Origin of the sequence: Vibrio profundi (assembly GCF_043642225.1) — a bacterium.
Taxonomy (GTDB): domain Bacteria; phylum Pseudomonadota; class Gammaproteobacteria; order Enterobacterales; family Vibrionaceae; genus Vibrio; species Vibrio profundi_A.
Genome location: NZ_JBHZSF010000006.1, coordinates 1 through 23,990, shown reverse-complemented (window position 1 = coordinate 23,990; position 23,990 = coordinate 1). Strand labels below are relative to the sequence as shown.

General features: G+C 44.6%; 19 protein-coding genes and 4 tRNA genes. 6 read left to right on the top strand and 17 right to left on the bottom strand.

Annotated elements, in window-relative coordinates; translation table 11 throughout:
• Window positions 1–45: 45 nt before the first annotated feature.
• Window positions 46–972, top strand: a complete 927-nt coding sequence (locus ACHUFI_RS11115) for a D-2-hydroxyacid dehydrogenase (protein WP_394249104.1) — start codon at window positions 46–48, stop codon at window positions 970–972.
• Window positions 972–1,562: a uracil-DNA glycosylase family protein gene (locus tag ACHUFI_RS11110; protein WP_394249102.1), complete on the top strand. Its 591-nt coding sequence runs from the start codon at window positions 972–974 to the stop codon at window positions 1,560–1,562. Before ACHUFI_RS11115 ends, ACHUFI_RS11110 begins: the two co-directional genes overlap by 1 nt.
• A gap of 105 nt (window positions 1,563–1,667) precedes the next feature.
• On the opposite strand, the gene hemE is transcribed toward ACHUFI_RS11110, so the two are convergent.
• Complete coding sequence (gene hemE, locus ACHUFI_RS11105; protein WP_394249100.1) at window positions 1,668–2,735, bottom strand: uroporphyrinogen decarboxylase; 1,068 nt, start codon at window positions 2,733–2,735, stop codon at window positions 1,668–1,670.
• A 252-nt stretch (window positions 2,736–2,987) separates the two neighbouring features.
• Window positions 2,988–3,779, bottom strand: coding sequence for an NAD(+) diphosphatase (gene nudC / locus ACHUFI_RS11100; RefSeq protein WP_394249098.1), 792 nt, complete (start codon window positions 3,777–3,779; stop codon window positions 2,988–2,990).
• A gap of 170 nt (window positions 3,780–3,949) precedes the next feature.
• On the opposite strand from nudC, the gene rsd reads away from it, so the two are divergent.
• Complete coding sequence (gene rsd / locus ACHUFI_RS11095) at window positions 3,950–4,447, top strand: sigma D regulator (protein WP_394249096.1); 498 nt, start codon at window positions 3,950–3,952, stop codon at window positions 4,445–4,447.
• A gap of 250 nt (window positions 4,448–4,697) precedes the next feature.
• Here the strand turns inward: rsd and rpoC are convergent, their stop codons facing one another.
• The 13 genes from rpoC to ACHUFI_RS11030 form a co-directional block, all read right to left on the bottom strand.
• Window positions 4,698–8,897 (bottom strand): DNA-directed RNA polymerase subunit beta', encoded by a 4,200-nt coding sequence (gene rpoC, locus ACHUFI_RS11090; RefSeq protein ID WP_394249094.1) that lies wholly within the window; start codon window positions 8,895–8,897, stop codon window positions 4,698–4,700.
• 75 nt (window positions 8,898–8,972) lie between these two features.
• Window positions 8,973–13,001 carry a DNA-directed RNA polymerase subunit beta gene (gene rpoB, locus ACHUFI_RS11085; RefSeq protein ID WP_394249092.1) on the bottom strand — a complete coding sequence of 1,343 codons (4,029 nt, stop codon included), beginning with the start codon at window positions 12,999–13,001 and terminating at the stop codon, window positions 8,973–8,975.
• A gap of 240 nt (window positions 13,002–13,241) precedes the next feature.
• Entirely contained in the window at window positions 13,242–13,610 is a 369-nt protein-coding gene (rplL, locus tag ACHUFI_RS11080; protein ID WP_137358491.1) for a 50S ribosomal protein L7/L12, read from the bottom strand.
• A 57-nt stretch (window positions 13,611–13,667) separates the two neighbouring features.
• On the bottom strand, window positions 13,668–14,162 hold the full coding sequence (gene rplJ, locus ACHUFI_RS11075) for a 50S ribosomal protein L10 (RefSeq protein WP_137358490.1): 495 nt from the start codon (window positions 14,160–14,162) through the stop codon (window positions 13,668–13,670).
• A 243-nt stretch (window positions 14,163–14,405) separates the two neighbouring features.
• Window positions 14,406–15,110, bottom strand: a complete 705-nt coding sequence (gene rplA / locus ACHUFI_RS11070; RefSeq protein ID WP_137358489.1) for a 50S ribosomal protein L1 — start codon at window positions 15,108–15,110, stop codon at window positions 14,406–14,408.
• Window positions 15,111–15,114: 4 nt separating this feature from the next.
• Window positions 15,115–15,543, bottom strand: a complete 429-nt coding sequence (gene rplK / locus ACHUFI_RS11065) for a 50S ribosomal protein L11 (RefSeq protein ID WP_137358692.1) — start codon at window positions 15,541–15,543, stop codon at window positions 15,115–15,117.
• Window positions 15,544–15,754: 211 nt separating this feature from the next.
• A complete protein-coding gene (gene nusG / locus ACHUFI_RS11060) occupies window positions 15,755–16,303 on the bottom strand; it encodes a transcription termination/antitermination protein NusG (RefSeq protein WP_032549909.1) in 549 nt (182 codons plus the stop codon).
• A 12-nt stretch (window positions 16,304–16,315) separates the two neighbouring features.
• The gene (gene secE / locus ACHUFI_RS11055; protein WP_137358488.1) at window positions 16,316–16,693 is read right to left on the bottom strand and encodes a preprotein translocase subunit SecE; all 378 of its coding nucleotides are present in this window, start codon (window positions 16,691–16,693) and stop codon (window positions 16,316–16,318) included.
• Between the two features lie 225 nt (window positions 16,694–16,918).
• A complete protein-coding gene (gene tuf, locus ACHUFI_RS11050; protein ID WP_394249089.1) occupies window positions 16,919–18,103 on the bottom strand; it encodes an elongation factor Tu in 1,185 nt (394 codons plus the stop codon).
• A gap of 97 nt (window positions 18,104–18,200) precedes the next feature.
• Window positions 18,201–18,276, bottom strand: a tRNA-Thr gene (locus ACHUFI_RS11045).
• A gap of 13 nt (window positions 18,277–18,289) precedes the next feature.
• Window positions 18,290–18,364, bottom strand: a tRNA-Gly gene (locus ACHUFI_RS11040).
• Window positions 18,365–18,402: 38 nt separating this feature from the next.
• Window positions 18,403–18,487, bottom strand: a tRNA-Tyr gene (locus ACHUFI_RS11035).
• Between the two features lie 43 nt (window positions 18,488–18,530).
• Window positions 18,531–18,606 (bottom strand) — tRNA-Thr (locus ACHUFI_RS11030).
• A gap of 207 nt (window positions 18,607–18,813) precedes the next feature.
• Here ACHUFI_RS11030 and coaA point away from each other — a divergent pair.
• Window positions 18,814–19,737 (top strand): type I pantothenate kinase, encoded by a 924-nt coding sequence (coaA, locus tag ACHUFI_RS11025; RefSeq protein WP_394249087.1) that lies wholly within the window; start codon window positions 18,814–18,816, stop codon window positions 19,735–19,737.
• Between the two features lie 15 nt (window positions 19,738–19,752).
• On the opposite strand, the gene birA is transcribed toward coaA, so the two are convergent.
• Window positions 19,753–20,718 (bottom strand): bifunctional biotin--[acetyl-CoA-carboxylase] ligase/biotin operon repressor BirA, encoded by a 966-nt coding sequence (gene birA / locus ACHUFI_RS11020; protein WP_394249085.1) that lies wholly within the window; start codon window positions 20,716–20,718, stop codon window positions 19,753–19,755.
• A complete protein-coding gene (murB, locus tag ACHUFI_RS11015; RefSeq protein ID WP_394249083.1) occupies window positions 20,715–21,761 on the bottom strand; it encodes a UDP-N-acetylmuramate dehydrogenase in 1,047 nt (348 codons plus the stop codon). Before murB ends, birA begins: the two co-directional genes overlap by 4 nt.
• A gap of 67 nt (window positions 21,762–21,828) precedes the next feature.
• Here murB and ACHUFI_RS11010 point away from each other — a divergent pair, with 67 nt between their 5' ends.
• Both ACHUFI_RS11010 and pssA read left to right on the top strand, forming a co-directional pair.
• Window positions 21,829–22,260: a GNAT family N-acetyltransferase gene (locus ACHUFI_RS11010; RefSeq protein ID WP_394249081.1), complete on the top strand. Its 432-nt coding sequence runs from the start codon at window positions 21,829–21,831 to the stop codon at window positions 22,258–22,260.
• Between the two features lie 91 nt (window positions 22,261–22,351).
• On the top strand, window positions 22,352–23,692 hold the full coding sequence (gene pssA, locus ACHUFI_RS11005) for a CDP-diacylglycerol--serine O-phosphatidyltransferase (protein WP_394249079.1): 1,341 nt from the start codon (window positions 22,352–22,354) through the stop codon (window positions 23,690–23,692).
• Window positions 23,693–23,990: the final 298 nt, after the last annotated feature.

Here is a 23,990-nt window from a genome sequence, read left to right as displayed (position 1 = left end):
CAGCGGAAGTGTACTTGATAAACACTAGGGAAAAAAGGCAAGCCCATGAACAATTTCACGAATAAGCTTTATATTCTCACCGAACATAACGACACATACAGACAGCTCATTCTCAATCAATCTCTTCCTGAGTTGGAAATCTGTGAGACCCCAGAAGAAGCAGACATAGTACTCGCCTCGCCTCCACTGATTGTAGGACAACTCGACCGCTTTACCCAATTGGACTGGCTTCAATCGACTTACGCTGGGATCAATACTCTGATAGATGACAACCTTCGACAAGATTATCGTTTAACCAATATTAAAGGGATTTTCGGCCCTGCGATTGCGGAATATGTTCTAGGTTACTCTATCAGTCACTATCGTCATTTTCGCACCTATCAACAGCAACAAGAAAAAGGCCACTGGCAACCCCACCTATACAGCTCTTTAACTAATAAAGTCATGGTTATCCTAGGAACAGGTTCCATTGGTAGTCATTTAGCTCAGGTCGCTTCAGCCCTTGGTATCCATACAATAGGTGTGAATCGTACAGGTATCCCCTCTAAAGCCACGACTTTCAAGGACACCTTTCATATTAACGAGATGAAAGCTGCCCTCGAACAGGCAGACATCGTCGTGAACACTTTACCCGCGACGGACTCTACCGTTGGGTTACTCAACGAAGAAACCCTGAGCTACTGCAAACGAGCTTTGCTGTTTAATGTAGGTCGAGGGGAAACGTTGGACGATAAAGCACTATTAATCGCATTGAAAAACCATTGGATTGAACACGCCTTTTTAGATGTTTTTACTCATGAGCCTTTGAGTGAAGCGCACCCTTTTTGGAAAATGCAGCAAATTACTCTCACACCACACATCGCAGCCTTAAGTGAACCACGCCAAGTGGTCAATATCTTTGCACGTAATTACCAGCTTTGGCGAGATGGCTTTCAGCTCGACAACATGATTGATTTCGATAAAGGCTACTAATGCTTGATGACCTTCTCGGCGAGATTCGTCAATGTCAGGTATGCGCAGAAAGTCTCATGCTTGGTTCAAACCCTGTCATTCAGGCATCCACTGAAGCGAAACTTCTGATCATTGGTCAAGCGCCAGGGCTTAAAGTACACCAGAGCTCCATTCCTTGGGACGATGCGAGTGGAGAGCGGCTGAGGGAATGGTTGAGTATCGAAGCCGATGACTTCTACAACCCCAAGAAAATTGCCATTATGCCGATGGGACTGTGCTACCCAGGCAAAGGAAAAAGCGGGGATTTACCGCCGCGAAAAGAGTGTGCACCACTGTGGCACAAACAAGTAAGCGCACTACTTCCGAATATAGAGATGACACTCCTGATAGGCCAATACGCTCAAAACTATTATTTGCCAAACAAGCCTAAAACGCTGACCGAAACGGTTGAACAATGGCAACGTTGGGCCCCGCAATATATTCCCCTGCCTCACCCGTCACCACGCAACAATATCTGGCTCAAAAAGAACCCTTGGTTTGTACAAGAAGTATTGCCCTATATCAAAAAGCAGGTCTCGGAGTATTTGGCCTACCATGATCCAAAAACCTAAAAATCTGTACACTAACGAAATCATACGAGTATTGAATGCCGATATTAAGGCAATAAAAAAGCGCTGTTGGTTTCCCAACTGCGCTTTCAATAATCTGACCTAGAGTTACTTGTGGTAAGGCTTAGACAGCTCGTGTACCGCATCTACGAACACACCAGCATTTTCTGGTGGCACATCCAGGTGGATACCGTGACCAAGGTTAAATACGTGACCCGTACCAGCATCGCCGAAGCCTTCTAGAATAGAGGCCACTTCTTCACGAATACGTTCTGGTTGAGCGTAAAGGATCGATGGATCCATGTTGCCTTGCAGAGCGACCTTATCGCCAATTCGTGCTTTCGCGTCAGCAATGTTGATAGTCCAGTCTAGGCCTACAGCATCACAACCTGTTGCTGCGATAGATTCTAACCACATGCCACCGTTCTTAGTGAATAGCGTCACTGGCACTCGACGACCATCGTTTTCTCGGATTAAGCCATCAACGATTTTGTGCATGTATTGCAGTGAGAACAAGTTGTAGTCACGTGGAGTCAATACGCCACCCCAAGTATCAAATACCATCACCGATTGAGCACCCGCTTTGATCTGTGCGTTTAGGTATTCGATCACGCTGTCTGCTAGCTTATCAAGCAGTAGGTGTAGCGTTTGTGGCTCTGCATACATCATCTTTTTGATCTTAGTGAATGCTTTCGAGCTGCCACCTTCAACCATGTATGTTGCAAGAGTCCATGGACTGCCAGAGAAACCGATCAAAGGTACATCACCGTTTAGATCTTTACGGATCTGACGAACAGCGTTCATGACGTACTGAAGTTCACCTTCAGGATCTGGTAAGCCAATCTTTTCTACGTCAGCTTTACAAGTAATAGGACGCTCGAATTTCGGACCTTCACCTGTTTCGAAATACAAACCTAGCCCCATCGCATCGGGAATAGTCAGAATATCTGAGAACAAGATTGCCGCATCAAGAGGGAAACGACGTAAAGGCTGAAGCGTTACTTCAGACGCCAACTCTGCGTTCTTACACAAAGACATGAAATCGCCTGCTTCTGCACGCGTTGCTTTGTACTCAGGAAGATAGCGGCCTGCTTGACGCATCATCCATACTGGCGTGTGGTCTACAGGTTGCTTTAACAGTGCGCGTAAATAGCGATCATTCTTTAGTTCGGTCATTCCGTTAAATTCCAATTCAATCTTGTCTATTTTGAAGGAGAGTATTCTAACACTGATTCACCTCTAAAAGCTGTGTGCTTTGCAACCTAGATCAAGTTATTAACTTTTAAATCAATGCTTAGTTTGCACCCCATAGGGGAGCATGTTAAAAATTTGTTCGCTAGCGAAAATAACAATTATAAACTGAGTACACAGTACTCAGCATCTCATAACGACATCTTACTTACCCCCTCCACTTGTGGAGGGTTTTTTTTACTTATTTTTCAATACCTTTACTAAACTAACCGTATGGTCAATAAGGGACTTTGCGATCGTACCTGGAGGAGCGACTTCAGGTAATTCATCCACATCAAACCATCGTGCATCAGACAATTCACTGTAATCTGGCCTCAGTGTGCCACCAGCGTATTCAGCCACAAACCCCATCATCATACTCGAGGGAAATGCCCATGGTTGGCTACCAAAATACTCAATTTGGGAAACTTCGATCCCAGTTTCTTCTTTCACTTCGCGGGCGACACACTGCTCAAGAGTCTCCCCTACCTCAAGGAAGCCCGCTATCACTGTATACATTCCCGTTCTGTGCCTAGGGTGCTGCGCCAATAAGATCTGAGTTCGATTGCGCACTGCGACAATAATGCACGGAAAAATCCGCGGGTAATGAAGCGTGCGGCAATCACCACACTGCATCGCCAATTGATTATGGTTTAGGAAGTTACGACCTCCACACTGCGGGCAAAAACGTTGAGTTTGAGACATATGGCCATATTGAATCGCTTTACTCGTTAGCAAAAATACCGACTCTTCCCAATGTAATAGGCTTCTTAGAGGCGTCAGTTCAACATCATGCGTTAATTCTGATTCGTTGACCCAATATACTGGTGCGTTTAAATGTCGTCCCACTTCTACAGCCTGATCTATTGGTATACCAAGCTCTTCAGCTGTGCCGTAAGGTAAGGCATCATTTTTCGTCCACACTTCACTACCGGAAACCACACACCAATAAGCAGAACCCATTTTCGTCTTGTCACTTTTTTTTAACATCCGTGCCTCTCACCGCTTGCAGTTCGTTCATTTTACTGGCAATCTAATTTCATACTAGAGCTGTTGCAAAGAATTAGTTCTAGCTGGTTTTAGTATTTACAATAATATGAAATGGACCCCTGCTTCGGCAATTTACTTTGATCACACGGCTGTGATCAGATCATGAGGACATGGTCATGCTAAATAAATTCAAACAAACACAAGAACAGTGGAGTGGCTCAAATGAAGTCATCGACCATTGGCTAGAAACTCGTCAATCCTTGATTGTCGAATATTGTAAACTTGCTGCGCTTCAACCCTGCTCAACCAAAACCACCACCATCGCTGAACTCCCTTCTTCTGAAGAACTTCAATCTTTTTGCCAACATCTAGTCGATTATATTTCGGAAGGCCACTTCAAGATCTATGACATGGTAATGGATAAATGGCAGGCGACCGGCTTTAAGGTGACGGAAGAGATTAACCAAACTTATGGTCATATCGTGCTCACGACAGAGCCTCTTCTCAACTTCACCGATAGGTATGCCGCGATTGCAAACAACGATGAACTGGAAAGCTTTGATAGCGACCTTTCTCTGATTGGTGAAATTATCGAAGCAAGGTTTGAAGTCGAAGATCAATTAATTCAGCAAATTGCTGACAGTCTAGCGGTACCGCCAGGCGCTTAATTGACATGACCATTCTCTAAGCTTGCCATTGTGCAAGCTTTTCGTTTTGTCTAAGAATTATGGTTTAGCTTCACACCATCTACTCGTCCATTTCCTGCTAGCCCCTTTTACTCTCTTTCCAATACTACCTTTCAAAGGCTGATGTAAATCGTGCTTTAAAGCTCGCATAGACGTATTTTCTACAACGACAGAAACAAAAAAGGCACCCGAAGGTGCCTTTTTTAGTTCTAATGAACAATCGACTTAACGATTACTCGTCAGAAGAGAAGCCAGCATTTAGAAGTGCTGCTAGGTTATCTGTCGCTTGTTCTGCAGATGGACCTTCTTGCTCTTCACGTTGCTTTTGACGATCTTGGTGGTATGCGAAACCAGTACCAGCTGGGATCAGACGACCAACAATTACGTTCTCTTTCAGACCACGTAGATCATCACGCTTACCAGAAACCGCAGCTTCTGTTAGTACGCGAGTTGTCTCTTGGAATGACGCCGCTGAAATAAATGATTCAGTTGCAAGAGAAGCTTTCGTGATACCAAGTAGTTCACGTTCGAAACGAACCAGTTCTTTACCTTCTGCTTCTAGAGCACGGTTAGCAATCTTAACTTGAGAGTACTCAACTTGCTCACCAGGTAGGAACTCAGAGTCACCAGCGTGTGTAATAGTACACTTACGTAGCATTTGACGAACGATAGTCTCGATGTGCTTATCGTTAATCTTTACGCCTTGTAGACGGTAAACTTCTTGTACTTCGTTTGCGATGTACTGAGTCACAGCGTGAATGCCACGTAGACGTAGAATGTCATGTGGAGTCTCTGGACCATCAGCGATTACATCACCACGTTCGATCTTCTCACCTTCAAACACGTTAAGTTGACGGTGCTTAGGAATCATCTCTTCGTAAGTGTCGCCACCTTCGCGAGTGATTACTAGACGACGCTTACCTTTCGTTTCTTTACCGAAAGACACAGTACCTGTGTGTTCAGCAAGGATCGCAGGCTCTTTCGGCTTACGAGCTTCGAATAGGTCAGCTACGCGTGGTAGACCACCGGTGATATCTTTGTTTCCGCCAGACTTCTGAGGGATACGTGCAAGAGTGTCACCAATGCCAACTTCTGCGCCATCTTCGATGTTTACAATCGCTTTACCAGGTAGGAAGTAGTGAGCTGGCATATCAGTACCAGGGATCATTACGTCGTTACCTGCCGCATCAACAAGTTTGATAGCTGGACGCATATCTTTACCTGCTGCTGGACGCGCTGCTGCATCAGTTACTTCGCTTGAAGATAGACCCGTTAGGTCATCTGTTTGGCGAGCTACTGTAACACCGTCGATCATGTCTACGAACTGGATGCGACCTGCCACTTCAGTGATGATTGGCATTGTGTGCGCTTCCCAGTTAGCTACCACTTCACCAGCTTCAACAGCATCGCTGTCTGCCTTGTTTAGCGTAGAACCGTAAGGAAGTTTGTGCTTCTCTTTCGTACGACCGAACTCATCAATAATCGTCATCTCAGATGCACGAGAAGTGATGACCAGTTTCTTGTCTTTGTTGATTACGAACTTAGCGTTGTGAAGTTTCACAGTACCAGTTGTCTTAGCTTGGATGCTGTTCTCTGCTGCTGCAGTAGATGCCGCACCACCGATGTGGAACGTACGCATCGTTAGCTGTGTACCCGGTTCACCGATAGACTGAGCAGCGATAACACCAACTGCTTCACCTTGGTTCACTAGGTGACCACGTGCTAGGTCACGACCGTAACACTGTGCACAACAACCGAAGTCTGCATCACAGGTAACAACAGAGCGCACTTTCATGCTATCTACTGAGTTGTCTTCCATGATCTGACACCACTTCTCATCAATTAGAGTATTACGTGGGATCAGTACATCTTCAGTACCTGGTTTAAGAACGTCTTCAGCAACTACACGACCTAGAGCAAGCTCAGAAAGTGCAACTTTAACGTCACCACCTTCGATGTGAGGCATCATGTCGATACCTTCGTGCGTGCCACAGTCATGTTCGTGAACTACAACGTCTTGAGCAACGTCTACTAGACGACGAGTTAGGTAACCCGAGTTCGCTGTTTTCAGTGCTGTATCCGCAAGACCCTTACGAGCACCGTGCGTTGAGATAAAGTACTGAAGGACGTTTAGACCTTCTTTAAAGTTCGCTGTGATCGGCGTTTCGATGATTGAACCATCTGGACGCGCCATCAGACCACGCATACCTGCTAGCTGACGAATCTGAGCTGCAGAACCACGAGCGCCCGAGTCGGCCATCATGTAGATGCTGTTGAACGATTCTTGCTGCTCTTCTTCACCGTCGCGGTTAACAACAGTTTCAGAAGATAGGTTATCCATCATCGCTTTCGCAACGCGGTCGTTCGTTGACGCCCAGATATCGATAACTTTGTTGTAACGCTCACCCGCAGTAACAAGACCAGATTGGAATTGCTCTTGGATTTCACGAACTTCTTCTTCAGCAGATTCGATTTCGTCGTATTTCGCTTGAGGTACAACCATGTCGTTAATACCTACAGAAACACCAGAAAGTGCTGCGTAAGCAAAACCTGCGTACATGATTTGGTCAGCGAATACTACCGTGTCTTTAAGACCAAGCTTACGGTACGCTTCGTTAAGTAGGTTAGAGATTTGTTTCTTACCTAGCTTTTGGTTAACGATGCTGTACGGAAGACCTTTCGGTACGATTTGCCATAGCATTGCACGACCAACAGTTGTATCAACCAGTTTAGTCTCTGTAGTGCTATTGCCATCTTCGTCTACTACTGTTTCAGTGATACGCACTTTAACGCGAGCGTGTAGCTCAGCAGTCTTAGTGCGGTATGCCTTCTCAGCCTCTTCAGGGCCTGCAAGGTACATACCTTCACCTTTCACGTTGATTTTCTCACGTGTCATGTAGTAAAGACCCAATACAACGTCCTGAGAAGGTACGATGATCGGATCACCCGATGCTGGCGACAGAATGTTGTTTGTCGACATCATTAGGGTACGAGCTTCAAGCTGTGCTTCTAGAGTTAGAGGCACGTGAACCGCCATTTGGTCACCATCGAAGTCGGCGTTGTATGCCGCACACACTAGTGGGTGAAGCTGGATCGCTTTACCTTCGATTAGTACTGGTTCAAACGCTTGGATACCTAGACGGTGAAGTGTAGGTGCACGGTTAAGTAGTACTGGGTGTTCGCGGATTACTTCGTCTAGGATATCCCAAACGATCGCTTCTTCGCGCTCTACCATCTTCTTAGCAGCTTTGATTGTCGTAGCCATGCCACGAGTTTCTAGCTTGCTGTAGATAAATGGCTTGAATAGCTCAAGTGCCATCTTCTTAGGAAGACCACACTGGTGCAGACGAAGGTATGGACCTACTGTGATTACAGAACGGCCAGAGTAGTCTACACGTTTACCTAGAAGGTTCTGACGGAAACGACCTTGTTTACCCTTGATCATATCAGCAAGAGATTTCAGAGGACGCTTGTTCGAACCTGTGATTGCACGACCACGACGACCGTTATCTAGAAGTGCATCAACAGACTCTTGCAGCATACGCTTTTCGTTACGTACGATGATGTCCGGAGCAGCTAGCTCTAGAAGGCGCTTCAAACGGTTGTTACGGTTGATCACACGACGGTAAAGGTCGTTCAGATCTGAAGTCGCAAAACGACCGCCATCTAGAGGTACTAGAGGACGTAGATCTGGCGGAAGCACAGGAAGTACAGTCAGAATCATCCATTGTGGATCGTTACCAGACTGGATGAATGCTTCAACTAGCTTCAAACGCTTAGTGACTTTCTTACGCTTAGTTTCAGAGTTAGTTGTTTCCAACTCTTCGCGCATTTCTTCTGCTTCTTGATGAAGGTCCATAGTTGAAAGCAGATCTTTGATCGCTTCCGCACCCATCTTAGCAGTGAATTCGTCACCCCACTCTTCTAGACGATCCAGATACTCTTCTTCAGTAAGCATCTGAGATTTTTCTAGATCAGTCATACCTGGTTCAGTTACTACGTACATTTCGAAGTAAAGAACACGTTCGATATCACGCAGTGGGATATCCATTAGTAGACCGATACGAGACGGTAGTGATTTTAGGAACCAGATGTGAGCAACTGGTGAAGCAAGCTCGATGTGGCCCATACGGTCACGACGAACTTTAGTTTGTGTAACTTCAACGCCACACTTCTCACAGATAACACCACGGTGTTTCAGACGCTTGTATTTGCCACAAAGACATTCGTAGTCTTTAACTGGACCAAAGATACGCGCACAGAACAGACCATCGCGCTCAGGTTTGAACGTACGATAGTTGATCGTCTCAGGTTTTTTAACTTCACCAAAAGACCATGAACGGATCATGTCAGGTGAAGATAGACCGATTTTGATAGCATCAAATTCTTCGGTCTTATGCTGTGCTTTTAGAAAGTTTAATAAGTCTTTCACATTCAGCTCCTGTAAGGAGTTAAAAGGAGCCCACCAGCTAAAGTGAGCCCCCTTCTACCAAATAATCCCGAGGGATTACTCTTCGTCTTCTAGCTCGATGTTGATACCTAGCGAGCGGATCTCTTTCAACAATACGTTGAACGATTCTGGCATGCCAGGTTCCATGCTATGATTGCCATCTACGATGTTCTTATACATCTTAGTACGGCCATTAACGTCATCCGACTTAACTGTTAGCATTTCTTGTAGAGTATATGCAGCACCGTATGCTTCTAGTGCCCATACTTCCATCTCACCGAAACGCTGACCACCGAACTGAGCTTTACCACCAAGTGGTTGCTGAGTTACTAGGCTGTAAGAACCAGTCGAACGAGCGTGCATCTTGTCATCAACAAGGTGGTTCAGTTTCAGCATGTACATGTAACCAACAGTTACAGGACGCTCAAACGCATCACCAGTACGACCATCAAACAGAGTTAGCTGACCAGATTCTGGTAAGTCACCCAGTTTAAGTAGTTCTTTGATTAACGCTTCAGAAGCACCGTCGAACACAGGAGTAGCAATCGGTAGACCGCCACGTAAGTTCTTGATCAGAGTACGAACTTGATCATCAGACAGTTCAGCAATATCAACTTTCTGACGAGTATCACCAAGATCGTAAACCTTCTGTAGGAACTCACGGAACTTATGCAGTTCTTGTTGTTCCTTAACCATTTGGTTGATCTTGTCACCGATACCTTTCGCAGCCAAACCTAAGTGTACTTCTAGGATCTGACCGATGTTCATACGCGATGGTACACCCAGTGGGTTAAGTACGATGTCTACAGGCTGACCTTTCTCATCGTATGGCATGTCTTCAACAGGGTTAATCTTAGAGATTACACCTTTGTTACCGTGACGACCCGCCATCTTATCACCAGGCTGAATGCGACGTTTAACTGCTAGGTAAACCTTAACAATCTTCAGTACGCCAGGCGCTAGATCATCACCTTGAGTGATCTTACGACGCTTAGTTTCAAACTTCTTATCGAAGTCTGCTTTTAGCTCATCCCACTGCTCAGCAAGTTGCTCAAGCTGTGATTGTAGTGCGTCGTCTTCTAGTGCTTGCTCTAGCCATTTCTTACGGCCGATTGCATCAAGCTTAGCTTCAGAGTAACCACCAGAAAGAAGTACAGCTTTAACACGGTTAAGAAGGCCACCCTCAAGAATCTGGAATTCTTCAGTTAGATCTTTCTTAGCTTCTTTCAGCTGCATTTGTTCGATTTCAAGTGCACGCTTGTCTTTCTCTACGCCATCGCGAGTGAAGACTTGTACATCGATGATCGTACCTGAAACAGAGTTTGGTACACGTAGAGAAGTATCTTTAACATCAGATGCTTTCTCACCGAAGATCGCACGTAGTAGCTTCTCTTCAGGAGTCAGTTGAGTTTCACCTTTAGGTGTTACTTTACCAACTAGGATGTCGCCACCCTTAACTTCAGCACCAATGTAAACGATACCTGACTCGTCTAGTTTAGACAGAGCAGACTCACCTACGTTTGGAATATCAGCTGTGATCTCTTCAGAGCCCAGCTTAGTATCACGAGCCACACAAGATAGTTCTTGGATGTGGATAGTCGTGAAACGGTCTTCTTGAACTACGCGCTCAGATACTAAGATCGAGTCTTCGAAGTTGTAGCCGTTCCAAGGCATGAATGCGATACGCATGTTTTGACCAAGTGCTAGCTCACCAAGGTCTGTTGAAGGACCGTCAGCTAGTACGTCACCACGTGATACAGGTTCACCTGGAAGCACTGTAGGGCGTTGGTTAATACATGTGTTTTGGTTAGAACGCGTGTACTTAGTTAGGTTGTAGATGTCAATACCAGCTTCGCCAGGTACTAGCTCATCTTCGTTAACCTTAACTACGATACGAGAAGCGTCTACAGACTGAACTTGACCGCCACGCTTAGCAACCGCTGTAACACCAGAGTCAACTGCGATGTTACGCTCAATACCAGTACCAACTAGAGGCTTATCAGCTTTTAGAGTTGGAACTGCTTGACGTTGCATGTTCGCACCCATCAATGCACGGTTCGCATCATCGTGTTCTAGGAACGGGATAAGCGAGGCAGCGATAGATACTACTTGGTTTGTCGCAACGTCCATGTAGTCAACGTGATCGCGTGGGTGAAGACCAGATTCACCTTTTTGACGAGCTGTGATTAGCTCATCTGCAAACGTACCTTCTTCAGTAAGAATGGTGTTTGCTTGCGCGATTACGAATTGACCTTCCTGAATTGCAGACAGGTAATCAACTTCTTCTGTTACTACACCATCGACTACACGACGGTACGGAGTTTCTAGGAAACCGTAATCGTTACAACGTGCAAACGCAGATAGCGAGTTAATTAGACCGATGTTTGGACCTTCAGGCGTTTCGATCGGACATAGACGACCGTAGTGAGTTACGTGAACGTCACGTACTTCGAAGCCTGCGCGCTCACGAGTAAGACCACCAGGACCTAAAGCAGAGATACGACGTTTGTGCGTAACTTCTGACAATGGGTTGTTTTGGTCCATGAACTGTGAAAGCTGTGAGGAGCCAAAGAATTCTTTAACTGCAGCAGAGATCGGCTTAGCGTTGATAAGATCTTGAGGCATGATTGCATCAAGGTCACCAAGGCTTAGGCGTTCTTTAACGGCACGTTCTACACGAACTAGACCAACACGGAATTGGTTTTCTGCCATTTCACCTACAGAACGGATACGACGGTTGCCAAGGTGGTCGATATCGTCCACTTCACCAATGCCGTTACGGATACCAATCAGTTTCTTCATCACTTCGATGATGTCTGATTCATCCAGAGTACCGCGCTCTTCTTCTTCTTCACGCTCGATAGAGCTGTTGAACTTCATACGGCCTACAGTTGATAGGTCGTAACGTTCTTCAGAGAAGAATAGGCTTTCGAATAGAGACTCTGCAGCTTCTTTCGTTGGTGGCTCGCCAGGACGCATCATGCGGTAGATTTCTACCAATGCAGAGATGCGATCTACTGTGCTATCTGCACGTAGAGTGTCTGACATGAATGGACCGTGATCTAGGTCATTCGTGAACAGAGTTTGTAGAGCCTTGTGACCTGCTTGAGACAGGTTAGCAAGTGCTTCTAGGCTAATCTCTTGGTTCGCGCCAACGATGATCTCGCCAGTTGCTTCATTGATGTAATCTTTAGATGCAACTTTACCAACGATGTACTCTACTGGTACTTCGATGTGCTCAACGCCATCTTTTTCAAGTTGACGGATATGACGAGCAGTAACACGACGACCAGTCTCAACGTAAGTTTTGCCGTTTGCTTCGATGTCGAATGACGCAGTTTCACCACGTAGACGATCAGGAACCAACTCCATAAGAAGAGTTTGGTCTTTAACTTCGAAGTTCACTTTGTCGAAGAACAGATCTAGGATCTCTTCAGTCGATTTACCAAGTGCACGAAGAATAATCGATGCTGGTAGCTTACGACGACGGTCGATACGTACGAATAAGTTATCCTTAGGATCGAACTCAAAGTCTAACCATGAGCCACGGTAAGGAATTACACGTGCGTTATAAAGAACTTTACCTGATGAGTGGGTCTTACCCTTATCACTGTCGAAGAACACGCCTGGGCTTCGGTGCAGCTGGGATACGATAACCCTCTCGGTACCATTAATTACGAAAGTACCATTGTCTGTCATAAGCGGAATTTCGCCCATGTAGACTTCTTGTTCTTTAATGTCTTTTACAGTACCTGCTGGTGCATCTCGATCAAAGATAACTAGACGTAGTTTTACGCGTAGTGGCTTTGAGTAAGTAACACCGCGGATTTGACATTCTTTAACGTCAAAAACTGGCTCACCAAGACGGTAGCTAACGTATTGCAGCTCAGAATTGCCGTTGTAGCTCTGAATTGGAAATACAGAACGGAAAGCAGCTTCAAGACCGTATTGACCTTCTGGATCCTGTTCGATGAATTTGTCGAAAGAATCAAGCTGGATCGATAACAGGTATGGAATGTCCAAAACTTGTGGACGAGTACCAAAGTCCTTACGGATGCGCTTTTTCTCGGTATAGGAGTAAACCATGGGGTTCCTCAGCTCGCTGATAAGTGACCCAAACTACCCAAAACACTCTCATAGAGGGGGTAGTGACTAACAGCTGTTTACTGTAGTTACCAATCATTTCGAAAACATGAATTGGTTTTTTGCTCAGACGATGATGTTTAAACAGCGGGAAAATTCATCAAAGCCCTACAGCGCAAAAAGGCCGGTGGTTAAATAACCACCAGCCATTAGCCTATCGGCTAAGAAATTAAGTAATAATAATTACTTGATTTCAACAGAAGCGCCTGCTTCTTCTAGCTGTGCTTTAAGAGCTTCAGCTTCAGCTTTGTCAACGCCTTCTTTTAGAGGTGCTGGAGCTGAGTCTACAAGACCTTTAGCTTCTTTAAGGCCTAGACCTGTTGCGCCACGTACTGCTTTGATAACAGAAACTTTGTTACCGCCAGCAGCAGTTAGGATTACGTCAAATTCAGTTTGCTCAGCAGCAGCTTCGCCGCCAGCTGCGCCACCTGCAACTACTGCAGCAGCAGCAGATACACCGAATTTCTCTTCCATAGCTTCGATTAGTTCAACAACTTGCATTACAGACATTTCTGCAACTGCGTCTAGGATTTGCTCGTTAGTAATAGACATAACAATTCTCTTTTAAGTCAACAATAAGTTTATTTAGCAACCAGTGAAAAGCAAGGCTTAAGCCGCAGCTTCTTCTTTTTGGTCGCGTAGTGCAGCGATAGTACGTACCAGCTTGCCAGCAGAAGCTTCTTTCATGCACATCATTAGGCGTGCAATTGCTTCGTCGTAAGTTGGTAGTGTCGCTAGTACTTCAGCATCAGTAACTGCGCCTTCAAATGCAGCAGCTTTGATCTCGAAATCTTTATTCTCTTTAGCGAAGTCTTTGAAAAGACGCGCTGCAGCACCTGGGTGCTCGTTAGAGAATGCGATCAGAGTAGGACCAGTGAAAGTGTCTACTAGACACTCGTAGTCTGTACCTTGAACCGCACGGCGTGCTAGTGTGTTACGAACAACTTTCACGTAAACACCCGCTTCGCGAGCTTGCTTACGTAGAGAAGTCATTGCGCCAACTTCAACGCCACGAGAATCAGCTACAACTGCAGAAAGTGCACCACTGGCAGCTTCGTTGACTTCAGCAACAATTGCTTTTTTGTCTTGAAGATTTAAAGCCATTTGGATTAACCTCTGGTTGTGATTACAGCACTCACTACAAAATGTAATGAGCGTTTACGATGTTATTAAAAACAAATAAATTCATTTCAAACGACAACATCGCCTACGTAGGTTTTATTAAGCCATATCTCCGAAGAGTACAGCGCCTACGGTCTTGGGATAGATGATTTGAATTACTTCAAAAATCACCCAACCACAAATATTAGGCGCAGAAGTATACACATAAATCTGCGCCTAAGCAAATTAGTTTGCTAGAGTGTTCAGGCTAGCCTGATCAACAGCAACACCAGCACCCATAGTAGTAGAGATGCTTACTTTCTTCAGGAAAGTACCTTTCGCTGAAGACGGCTTAGCTTTCTTAAGAGCAACTAGAAGTGCTTCTAGGTTCTCTTGAAGCTGGTTAGCTTCGAAAGATGCTTTACCGATAGTAGTGTGGATGATGCCGTTCTTGTCGTTACGGTAACGAACCTGACCAGCTTTAGCATTTTTAACTGCTTCAGCAACGTTAGGAGTTACAGTACCAACTTTAGGGTTTGGCATAAGACCGCGTGGACCTAAGATAGTACCTAGTTGACCAACAACACGCATTGCATCTGGAGAAGCAACAACAACGTCGAAGTTCATTTCGCCTTTCTTAACTTGCTCAGCAAGATCTTCCATACCTACAACATCAGCGCCAGCTTCTTTAGCTGCTTCTGCGTTTGCACCTTGAGTGAACACAGCAACGCGGATTTCACGGCCAGTACCGTGAGGTAGCACAGTTGCGCCACGTACGTTTTGGTCAGATTTACGAGCATCAATGCCTAGGTTAACAGCAACGTCAACAGACTCATTGAATTTAGCAGTAGCTAGTTCTTTAAGAAGAGCAACAGCTTCGTTGATTTCGTACTCTTTAGTTACGTCAACTTTTTCGCGGATTACGCGCATACGCTTAGTAAGTTTTGCCATGATCTTATCCCTCTACCACTAGGCCCATTGAACGAGCAGTACCAGCGATAGAACGCTTCATTGCTTCGATGTCAGCACCAGTCATATCAGCAGCTTTAGTTTCTGCGATTTCTTGGATTTGAGCGTCAGTTACTGTACCCACTTTTTCAGTGTTTGGACGACCAGAACCAGACTTAACGCCAGCAGCTTTCTTAAGAAGAACAGCAGCAGGTGGAGTCTTAGTTAGGAACGTGAAAGAGCGGTCGTTGTAAACAGTAATTACTACTGGAGTAGGAAGACCTTTCTCAATAGATTCTGTTTTTGCGTTGAACGCTTTACAGAATTCCATGATGTTCACACCGTGTTGACCTAGAGCAGGACCAACCGGTGGCGACGGGTTTGCCATACCAGCTGCAACTTGCAGTTTGATATAAGCTTCAACTTTCTTAGCCATGATATTTCCTAATTTTGGGTTCATACGCCAACCTTTCGGTAAGCTCCCCGTATTTTCATTAAAATCTTTTTGCAGTGATACCTGCAAAAAGGCGCGAAATTATAAGCATAATTCGCGCCTTAAACAACCCTAAAAAGGTGAATTTTTATACTCTTTTATTTTGAACAGCTTATTGAATATTTATCCACAGCTTACTCAAATTAATCGAGTCTTAGTCCAGTTTTTCAACCTGACCAAATTCAAGCTCAACTGGCGTTGCACGACCAAAGATCGATACAGACACCTTAATGCGGCTCTTCTCGTAATCTACTTCTTCAACAGTGCCGTTGAAGTCAGCAAATGGACCATCGTTAACACGTACCACTTCACCAGCTTCGAACATCGTCTTAGGACGAGGTGCTTCGCTTGCTTTCTCTAAACGGTTAAGAATAGCATCAGCTTCTTTATCAGTGATAGGCGCAGGACGATCAGAGGTACCACCAATGAAGCCCATTACACGAGGAATACTACGAACTAAGTGCCATGATTCATCATTCATGATCATTTGCACTAATACGTAGCCAGGGAAGAACTTACGTTCGCTCTTACGGCGTTGACCCGCACGCATTTCCACTACTTCTTCAGTAGGTACTAGTACGTCGCCAAACAATTCTTCCATGTTGTGCATTTTAATATGCTCGCGTAGAGACTGTGCTACACGACCTTCAAAACCAGAAAAGGCTTGAACTACATACCAACGTTTTTTTGGAGCTTCACTCATGAATCAGAACCCTCACACCCCAGTAGCAAAAGAAACTAGACGAACCATAATGCCGTCAATTCCCCAAAGCACTAGAGACATAACAATACATACAGCTAGAACGATCAACGTAGTTTGCATAGTTTCTTGGCGAGTAGGCCAAACTACTTTGCGAATTTCAACTCGAGACTCTTGAGCGAACGTGATCGCAGCTTTACCTTTAGTTGTTGTTGCTGCAACGCCAAGTGCGGCAGCAATCAGCACAACTACACCTGCAGCGCGAATTACAACAGACAATTCACCATACAGGTAATTACCCACAACAGCGGCGGCTAGCAGAACAAAAGCGACTACCCACTTAAATGTATCTGCTGCACTTGAGCTATCAGGAGTTTCAGCGTTTGCTTTCATAAAACCAACCTGTGATAAGTCTTAAATATAGACGACAATAACCCCGCTGTTGCAGGGCACATTCCTTTGCGTTGCAGAACAACACATTTGACAGCCAAATTAACCAATTTGAGCCATCGAATTCTTTGCTTGAAGTACAAATTTGATATGAAATCAAGTTACACTTTTTTTAGCGCAGAAAAAGGGCATCAAATGATGCCCTTTTTACTAGTGGTTAGTCAAATCTTATGCAAAGATTTTAGCTACAACACCAGCACCTACAGTACGGCCACCTTCACGGATAGCGAAACGTAGACCTTCGTCCATTGCGATTGGAGCGATTAGCTCAACAGTCATTTGAACGTTGTCACCTGGCATTACCATTTCTACGCCTTCTGGTAGAGTGATGTCGCCTGTTACGTCAGTTGTACGGAAGTAGAACTGTGGACGGTAACCTTTGAAGAAAGGAGTGTGACGGCCGCCTTCGTCTTTAGAAAGTACGTATACTTCAGACTCGAACTTAGTGTGTGGGTTGATAGAACCTTTAGCAGATAGTACTTGGCCACGTTCAACTTCGTCACGCTTAGTACCACGTAGTAGTGCACCAACGTTCTCACCTGCACGACCTTCGTCAAGCAGCTTACGGAACATTTCAACACCAGTACAAGTAGTAAGAGTTGTCTCTTTGATACCAACGATTTCTACTTCGTCACCTACACGTAGGATACCACGCTCGATACGACCAGTTACAACAGTACCACGACCTTGGATCGAGAATACGTCTTCGATTGGTAGTAGGAACGGTTGGTCTACTGCACGCTCTGGCTCTGGGATGTAAGAATCTAGTGCTTCTGCAAGCTCAATGATCTTGTCTTCCCATTGCTTTTCGCCGTTTAGTGCACCAAGAGCTGAACCTTGGATTACTGGTAGGTCATCACCTGGGAATTCGTACTCAGAAAGAAGTTCACGAACTTCCATTTCTACTAGCTCAAGTAGCTCTTCGTCATCAACCATGTCACATTTGTTCATGAATACGATGATGTAAGGGATACCAACTTGACGACCAAGTAGGATGTGCTCACGAGTTTGAGGCATTGGGCCGTCAGTCGCAGCAACAACTAGGATACCACCGTCCATTTGTGCAGCACCAGTGATCATGTTTTTAACATAATCCGCGTGTCCTGGACAGTCTACGTGTGCGTAGTGACGAGTTGGAGTGTCGTACTCAACGTGAGAAGTTGCGATTGTGATACCGCGCTCACGCTCTTCTGGAGCGTTATCGATAGATGCGAAGTCTTTCGCTTCACCACCGTACACTTTAGAAAGTGTAGTACAGATAGCAGCTGTTAGAGTTGTTTTACCGTGGTCAACGTGGCCGATAGTACCAACGTTTACGTGCGGTTTCGTACGTTCAAATTTTTCTTTAGACATGGGGTGTCCCTCTAGGTACGGATTTAGGTGGCTTTTAAGACCACGCAACCAAAAAATATGGCATTAATTTTATCAAAAGGAAAAGTATGCTTTAGACTGGTGCTGATACCCAGATTTGAACTGGGGACCTCACCCTTACCAAGGGTGCGCTCTACCGACTGAGCTATATCAGCACACAAAATGAGTTGGAGCGTGCAGCGGGAATCGAACCCGCATCATCAGCTTGGAAGGCTGAGGTAATAGCCATTATACGATGCACGCAACACGTAACTCTTTTGAGCTATTTAACCTTTAGAATATGGTGGAGGGGGACGGATTCGAACCATCGAAGGCAGTGCCGGCAGATTTACAGTCTGCTCCCTTTGGCCACTCGGGAACCCCTCCAAATTTTTAAGCTTTCTTCTCGCTCCCTTAGGAGGTAAGAAAGTGGTGCCGACTACCGGAATCGAACTGGTGACCTACTGATTACAAGTCAGTTGCTCTACCTACTGAGCTAAGTCGGCACAAGTGGGGCGCATTTTATTGAATGATTTTCCACCTTGCAATAGTAAATTTAAAAAAAATTAAATTTCTCTGCAATTAATTGTTAGAAGCAGCAAATAGACGAATTTAAGTCGCGAAATGCGTCGTTCTGGCCGCTTAGACATTTGATTTATTAGCTGCTTGATGTATTTTCCATGCTCTTAATATTAATTTACACTGAGTATTGTATGAGCCCATTTATGTCTTTTGACCGAGCAAGTTGGTCTGAACTACGCAGTTCTGTGCCAATGACGCTTTCCGAGTCAGACTTAAAAGAGCTACAAGGCATTAACGAAAAGCTCACGATAGAAGAAGCAGTAGACATCTACCTTCCACTTTCTCGCTTACTCAATCTGTATGTTGAGGCAAGGCAAAGCCGTAATTCAGTCCTTCATCAATTTCTTGGGAAATCTGAACACGCTCCTCCTTTTATCATTGGTATCGCAGGCAGTGTGGCAGTTGGGAAAAGTACGACAGCAAGGCTACTGAAAGCGCTTCTTTCTCGATGGGAAAACCACCCCAAAGTGGAGCTTATTACGACTGATGGCTTTCTTTACCCTAACGAAGTACTCGAAGAAAGAGGCCTGATGTCAAAAAAGGGGTTTCCTGAGTCCTACGACATTAAACGCTTGGTTCAGTTTGTTTCCGATGTAAAAGCTTGCAAGCGCAATGTGAAAGCGCCAGTGTATTCGCACTTGACCTACAATATTACTGACGACGAAAAAATTGTTGACCTACCTGACGTACTGATCATTGAAGGTCTTAACGTTTTACAAACCGGAATGAACTACCCACACGAACCACATCGTGTGTTTATTTCAGACTTCTTGGATTTTTCACTATATGTCGACGCTGACTGCGAACTGATTGAAAAGTGGTATGTAGAAAGGTTCATGAAATTTAGGCAAGGTGCATTTGCCAAGCCAGGTTCATACTTTGGGCATTATACAAAACTCACAGAACATGCCGCTGTCGAAAAAGCACAAAGTATCTGGCGCTCTATTAACGGCCTCAATTTGGAAACAAATATCAAGCCTACTCGTGAGCGTGCGCACTTAATCTTACGCAAAGGTGAAAACCATACCGTAGAAGAAGTGTTATTGAGAAAGTAGAGGAGCAGCGCTCCTCTAATCGTTTTTACGTAAAGAGATTTCTCCACCAATAAAGCTCTGGATTCCGTTTTCGTTTTTGAGAATTACCGCTCCCTGTTCATCGATCCCCATTACTTCGCCTTCTATTTCTCTAGGTCCAATAATCAGTCGCACTTGCCGACCTAAGAAGTTATCTAACCGGTTCCATCTAGGCACAAAGCCAACCATTCCCGATTGTTCGTAGTCAATCAGCGCATTTCGTAGCGCAACAATCAATGCTTGAGCAAGTTGATTGCGTCCCGGAAGAGTTCCGCCGGTAACTTTAGTTAACGATGTCCAAGGCTGATCGATATCTTCAGTACCGGTATCCATCGCAATATTCAACCCCATACCAATAACAAGATTAGCGGCGCCGCCTGCTTGACCAGACATTTCAACCAAAATACCCGCGAGCTTTTGGTCATTAAAGTACAAGTCATTTGGCCATTTGAGTTTTATCCCGTACACACCGAGCTTTTCTAACGCCTCAACTACTGCAACTCCAACTACCAAACTCAGCCCCATAGCTGCAGCCATGCCCGCATCCAAACGCCAGTAGATAGACAGATACAGGTTAGCTCCAAAAGGAGAAACCCATTGACGTCCGCGCCTGCCTCTTCCGCTTGACTGGTACTCGGCCAGACAAACCGAACCTGACTCCAACTGATTAACTCGATCCAGAAGGTATTGATTAGTCGAATCAATCACTGGAATGACACAGATTGAACCACAACCTTGTGGAGTCTCTAATTTGTTACTATCAAGAAGCTCTAATTCATTAGCCAGTTGATACCCGCGTCCTTGGACTCGATATATATCAATTCCCCATTCTTGAATACCTTTAATATGCTTGCTAATCGCTGCCCTAGATACACCTATTTTATCGCCAAGCGCCTCTCCAGAATGGAATTGACCATCCGATAAGCATTCGAGCAACGTTAACTTGGTATGATGATCTCTCATTTGTTGCCCTCGAGAATCTTGGATAAATTGGTTTCTTTAGCTGCACCGATAAAACGAACTTCATGTTCTAGCGCTATCTCATAACGTTCTAACACCGTTTCGCGTATAAATGCTGCTAATTCGACAACGTCGCATGGTTTTGCATGATTTTGGTTAATTAGCACTAACGCTTGCTTAGGGTGAACTTGAGCTCCTCCGATTGTCACTCCTTTGAATCCACTTTGATCAATCAACCAACCAGCTGCGACTTTGATCTTGTCACCGACGGGGTAACCGACGATATTTGGGTAAACGGCAGTTAAACGATCAAAATGATCATGCGAGATCTCCGGATTTTTGAAAAAGCTGCCAGCATTACCCTGCAGGCTTGGATCTGGTAACTTGCTTCTACGAACTTCACAGACGGCCTCAAAGATACCTCTCGGGTTCAGCGCAGACTGACTTAAGCTTTGGAGAGGCCCGTAGTGAGAGCAAGCCTTCCAAGCTTTTGTTAACTTTAAGCCTATACCTACAACTGCGCCTTTCTCATATAGCTCATGCTTAAAGATTGAATCTCGGTAGCCAAAATTACATTCTTTAACCGATAACCGCCGAATATTCATATCTTCAAAGCATAGAAAATCGACGTACTCGCACACATCTTTAAACTCGACGCCATATGCACCAATATTTTGAATTGGCGCTGAACCAGCACACCCGGGGATCATGGCTAAATTCTCCAAGCCCCCAATACCTTTCATCACAGTCCATTCGACTAGACTTGGCCAATCCTCTCCACCCTCAACATGTATACGATAATGCTCGTTATCTTCTTGGAAAGACTTCCCTAGCAGACGATTGACAACCACAACCCCTTCAAAGTGTTCACAGAACAGAACATTGCTGCCCTTACCAAGCAAAAGCTTGGGTTTATTCATCCATTCTTCAGATTGGTAAACTTCTTTTAACTCTTCCAAAGAGGTAATTTCTACAAGGGCATCACAAGTCTGATCCATTGAGAAAGTGTGGAAAGGCTTTAAATTCGCATTCAGATAAAATTGCATGGCCATCAATAATTAAATTAAACTTTAGCCATTCTAACTTAGATATCTCAGATAGTGCAGTGACTGAATGAACAATGTCATCATTGAACAGCTAGACCCAATCAAACTCCCTTTAGTTAAACGCTTTTACAAACAGCACTACCCTTCAGGTAGAGCAAATAGAAGTGAGTTGATTCTCACACTTTCAATTAACAATGCGCTACATGGCGTCGTGAGATTTAAAACGATTGACCGTTTTAGATTACTGACTGGGATGGTAATTAGTACGTCAAATAGAGGCCAGGGATTAGGACATTCCTTAATGGAGTTTTGTCGAATCAACACTCTCGCTTCTAGTGATTATTGCTTTTCGTTTCGTCATCTCGAAAGCTTCTATGCTTCTCATGGTTTTAAGACGATCGAGCCAGATAACCTACCAAGCGAGTTGAAAAACCTTTATGACCGCTACGGCAAAAGTGGTAAAGATCTCATTCCAATGCATTTTCATCTAAATTGTTAGAGAATCTCTCTATTTTCTAGTATTGAGATAGTCTACTTTGGTAAAATTGCCGATTCGCAATTTTGCATTATTTTAAGGTAAAACAGCCAATATGATTGCCAGTAGGAACCCATTCGAACAGCTGCCGACTATCGCGCAAGATCCTGATAAGTTTGAAGTACTACTTTCAGCAGAAGCATTTCGTTTGCGTTTGTTAAGCGAGATAAAAAATGCTAAAAGCAGAATATCTTTGGTCGCACTTTATCTAGAAGATGATGAAGCTGGGCGAGAAGTTCTTACAACCTTATACGAAGCGAAACAGAACAACCCGGAATTAGATGTCAGTGTATGTGTTGATTGGCACAGAGCACAACGCGGCCTAATTGGTGCGGAAACTTCCGAAGGCAATGCTGCAATGTACAAGGCTTTCGCTGAACGTTATGAGCACAAAGTGCCAGTGTATGGTGTACCAGTTCGTGGTAGAGAAGTCTTTGGTGTATTACACCTTAAAGGCTTTGTTATCGATGACACTGTCATATACAGCGGAGCTAGCCTCAACAACATCTATTTAAATTATCATGACCGCTATCGCTTTGATCGCTACCATGTCGTAGAGAATCAAGCACTCGCTGACTCTATGTTCGACTATGTAAAAGCAGAGATGATCGAAGATCCCGCTGTCAACGACTTGTGCTGTAACCAAAAACCTACCACAAAAGAAATTAAGCCGGCTATCCGCCAACTCAGAGCTTCATTATCTCGTTCTGAATATCAGTTTAATGGTGAGAAGGTAGCGCCCGAACAGGTGGCTATAACTCCAATGGTCGGAATAGGAAAGCGCCGTAATCGACTTAATCAAGGAATTAACCAACTCATTGCGCAGGCACAGGATGAAGTTTTCATCTGCACCCCATACTTCAACTTCCCTAAAAGCCTTGCTAAAGAAGTTAAGAAAGCGCTTAAGCGTGGAGTCAAAGTCACCATCGTTGTCGGGGACAAAACTGCGAATGACTTTTTCATTTCCCCAGAAGAGCAGTTTAAAACAATTGGTGGGCTCCCTTATCTATATGAATTGAATTTGCGTCGTTTCGCCAAAGCCAATGAAGCAAATATCGCAAGTCGCAAACTATCTATACATGTATGGAAACATGACCAAAATAGCTTTCACTTGAAAGGGATTTGGGTCGATAAGCGTTACATGCTACTAACAGGCAATAATTTAAATCCAAGAGCTTGGAAGCTCGATCTCGAAAACGGCATATTCATACAAGATCACTACAATCACCTTGCAGAGAAATTTCAATCTGAAGTTGATAATATTCTGGAACAAGCAGAACTTATCTGCACTTATAAGCAGTTAGACAAGATTGAAAGCTACCCAGACGCCGTTCAAAAACTCATAAGAAAGATAACAAGAGTTAAAGCCGATAGAATCCTTAAACAAATTCTCTAGTTCCCAAACGCTCAGCTATTGCTGAGCGTTTCTTTATCTAAAGACCATTTAAGACTTTTAGCAGCAATCCCCGGAATGTATAACTCCACTCATGGAAAACTGCAGTAGACAGAAGCTCTCATGCTTTATAGACAATGACCTTTAGCTACGTAGTTGATAGCTATTTGTTTCTTTTGCGTTATAAGCAAAGCTGTTAATAGATGAAGGTTAACGTATGCTATTTTCTTCAGACGTAAAAAAGCCCAAGTCTTTCGACTTGGGCTTCTCTAATAAGTGGCGGAGTGGACGGGACTCGAAC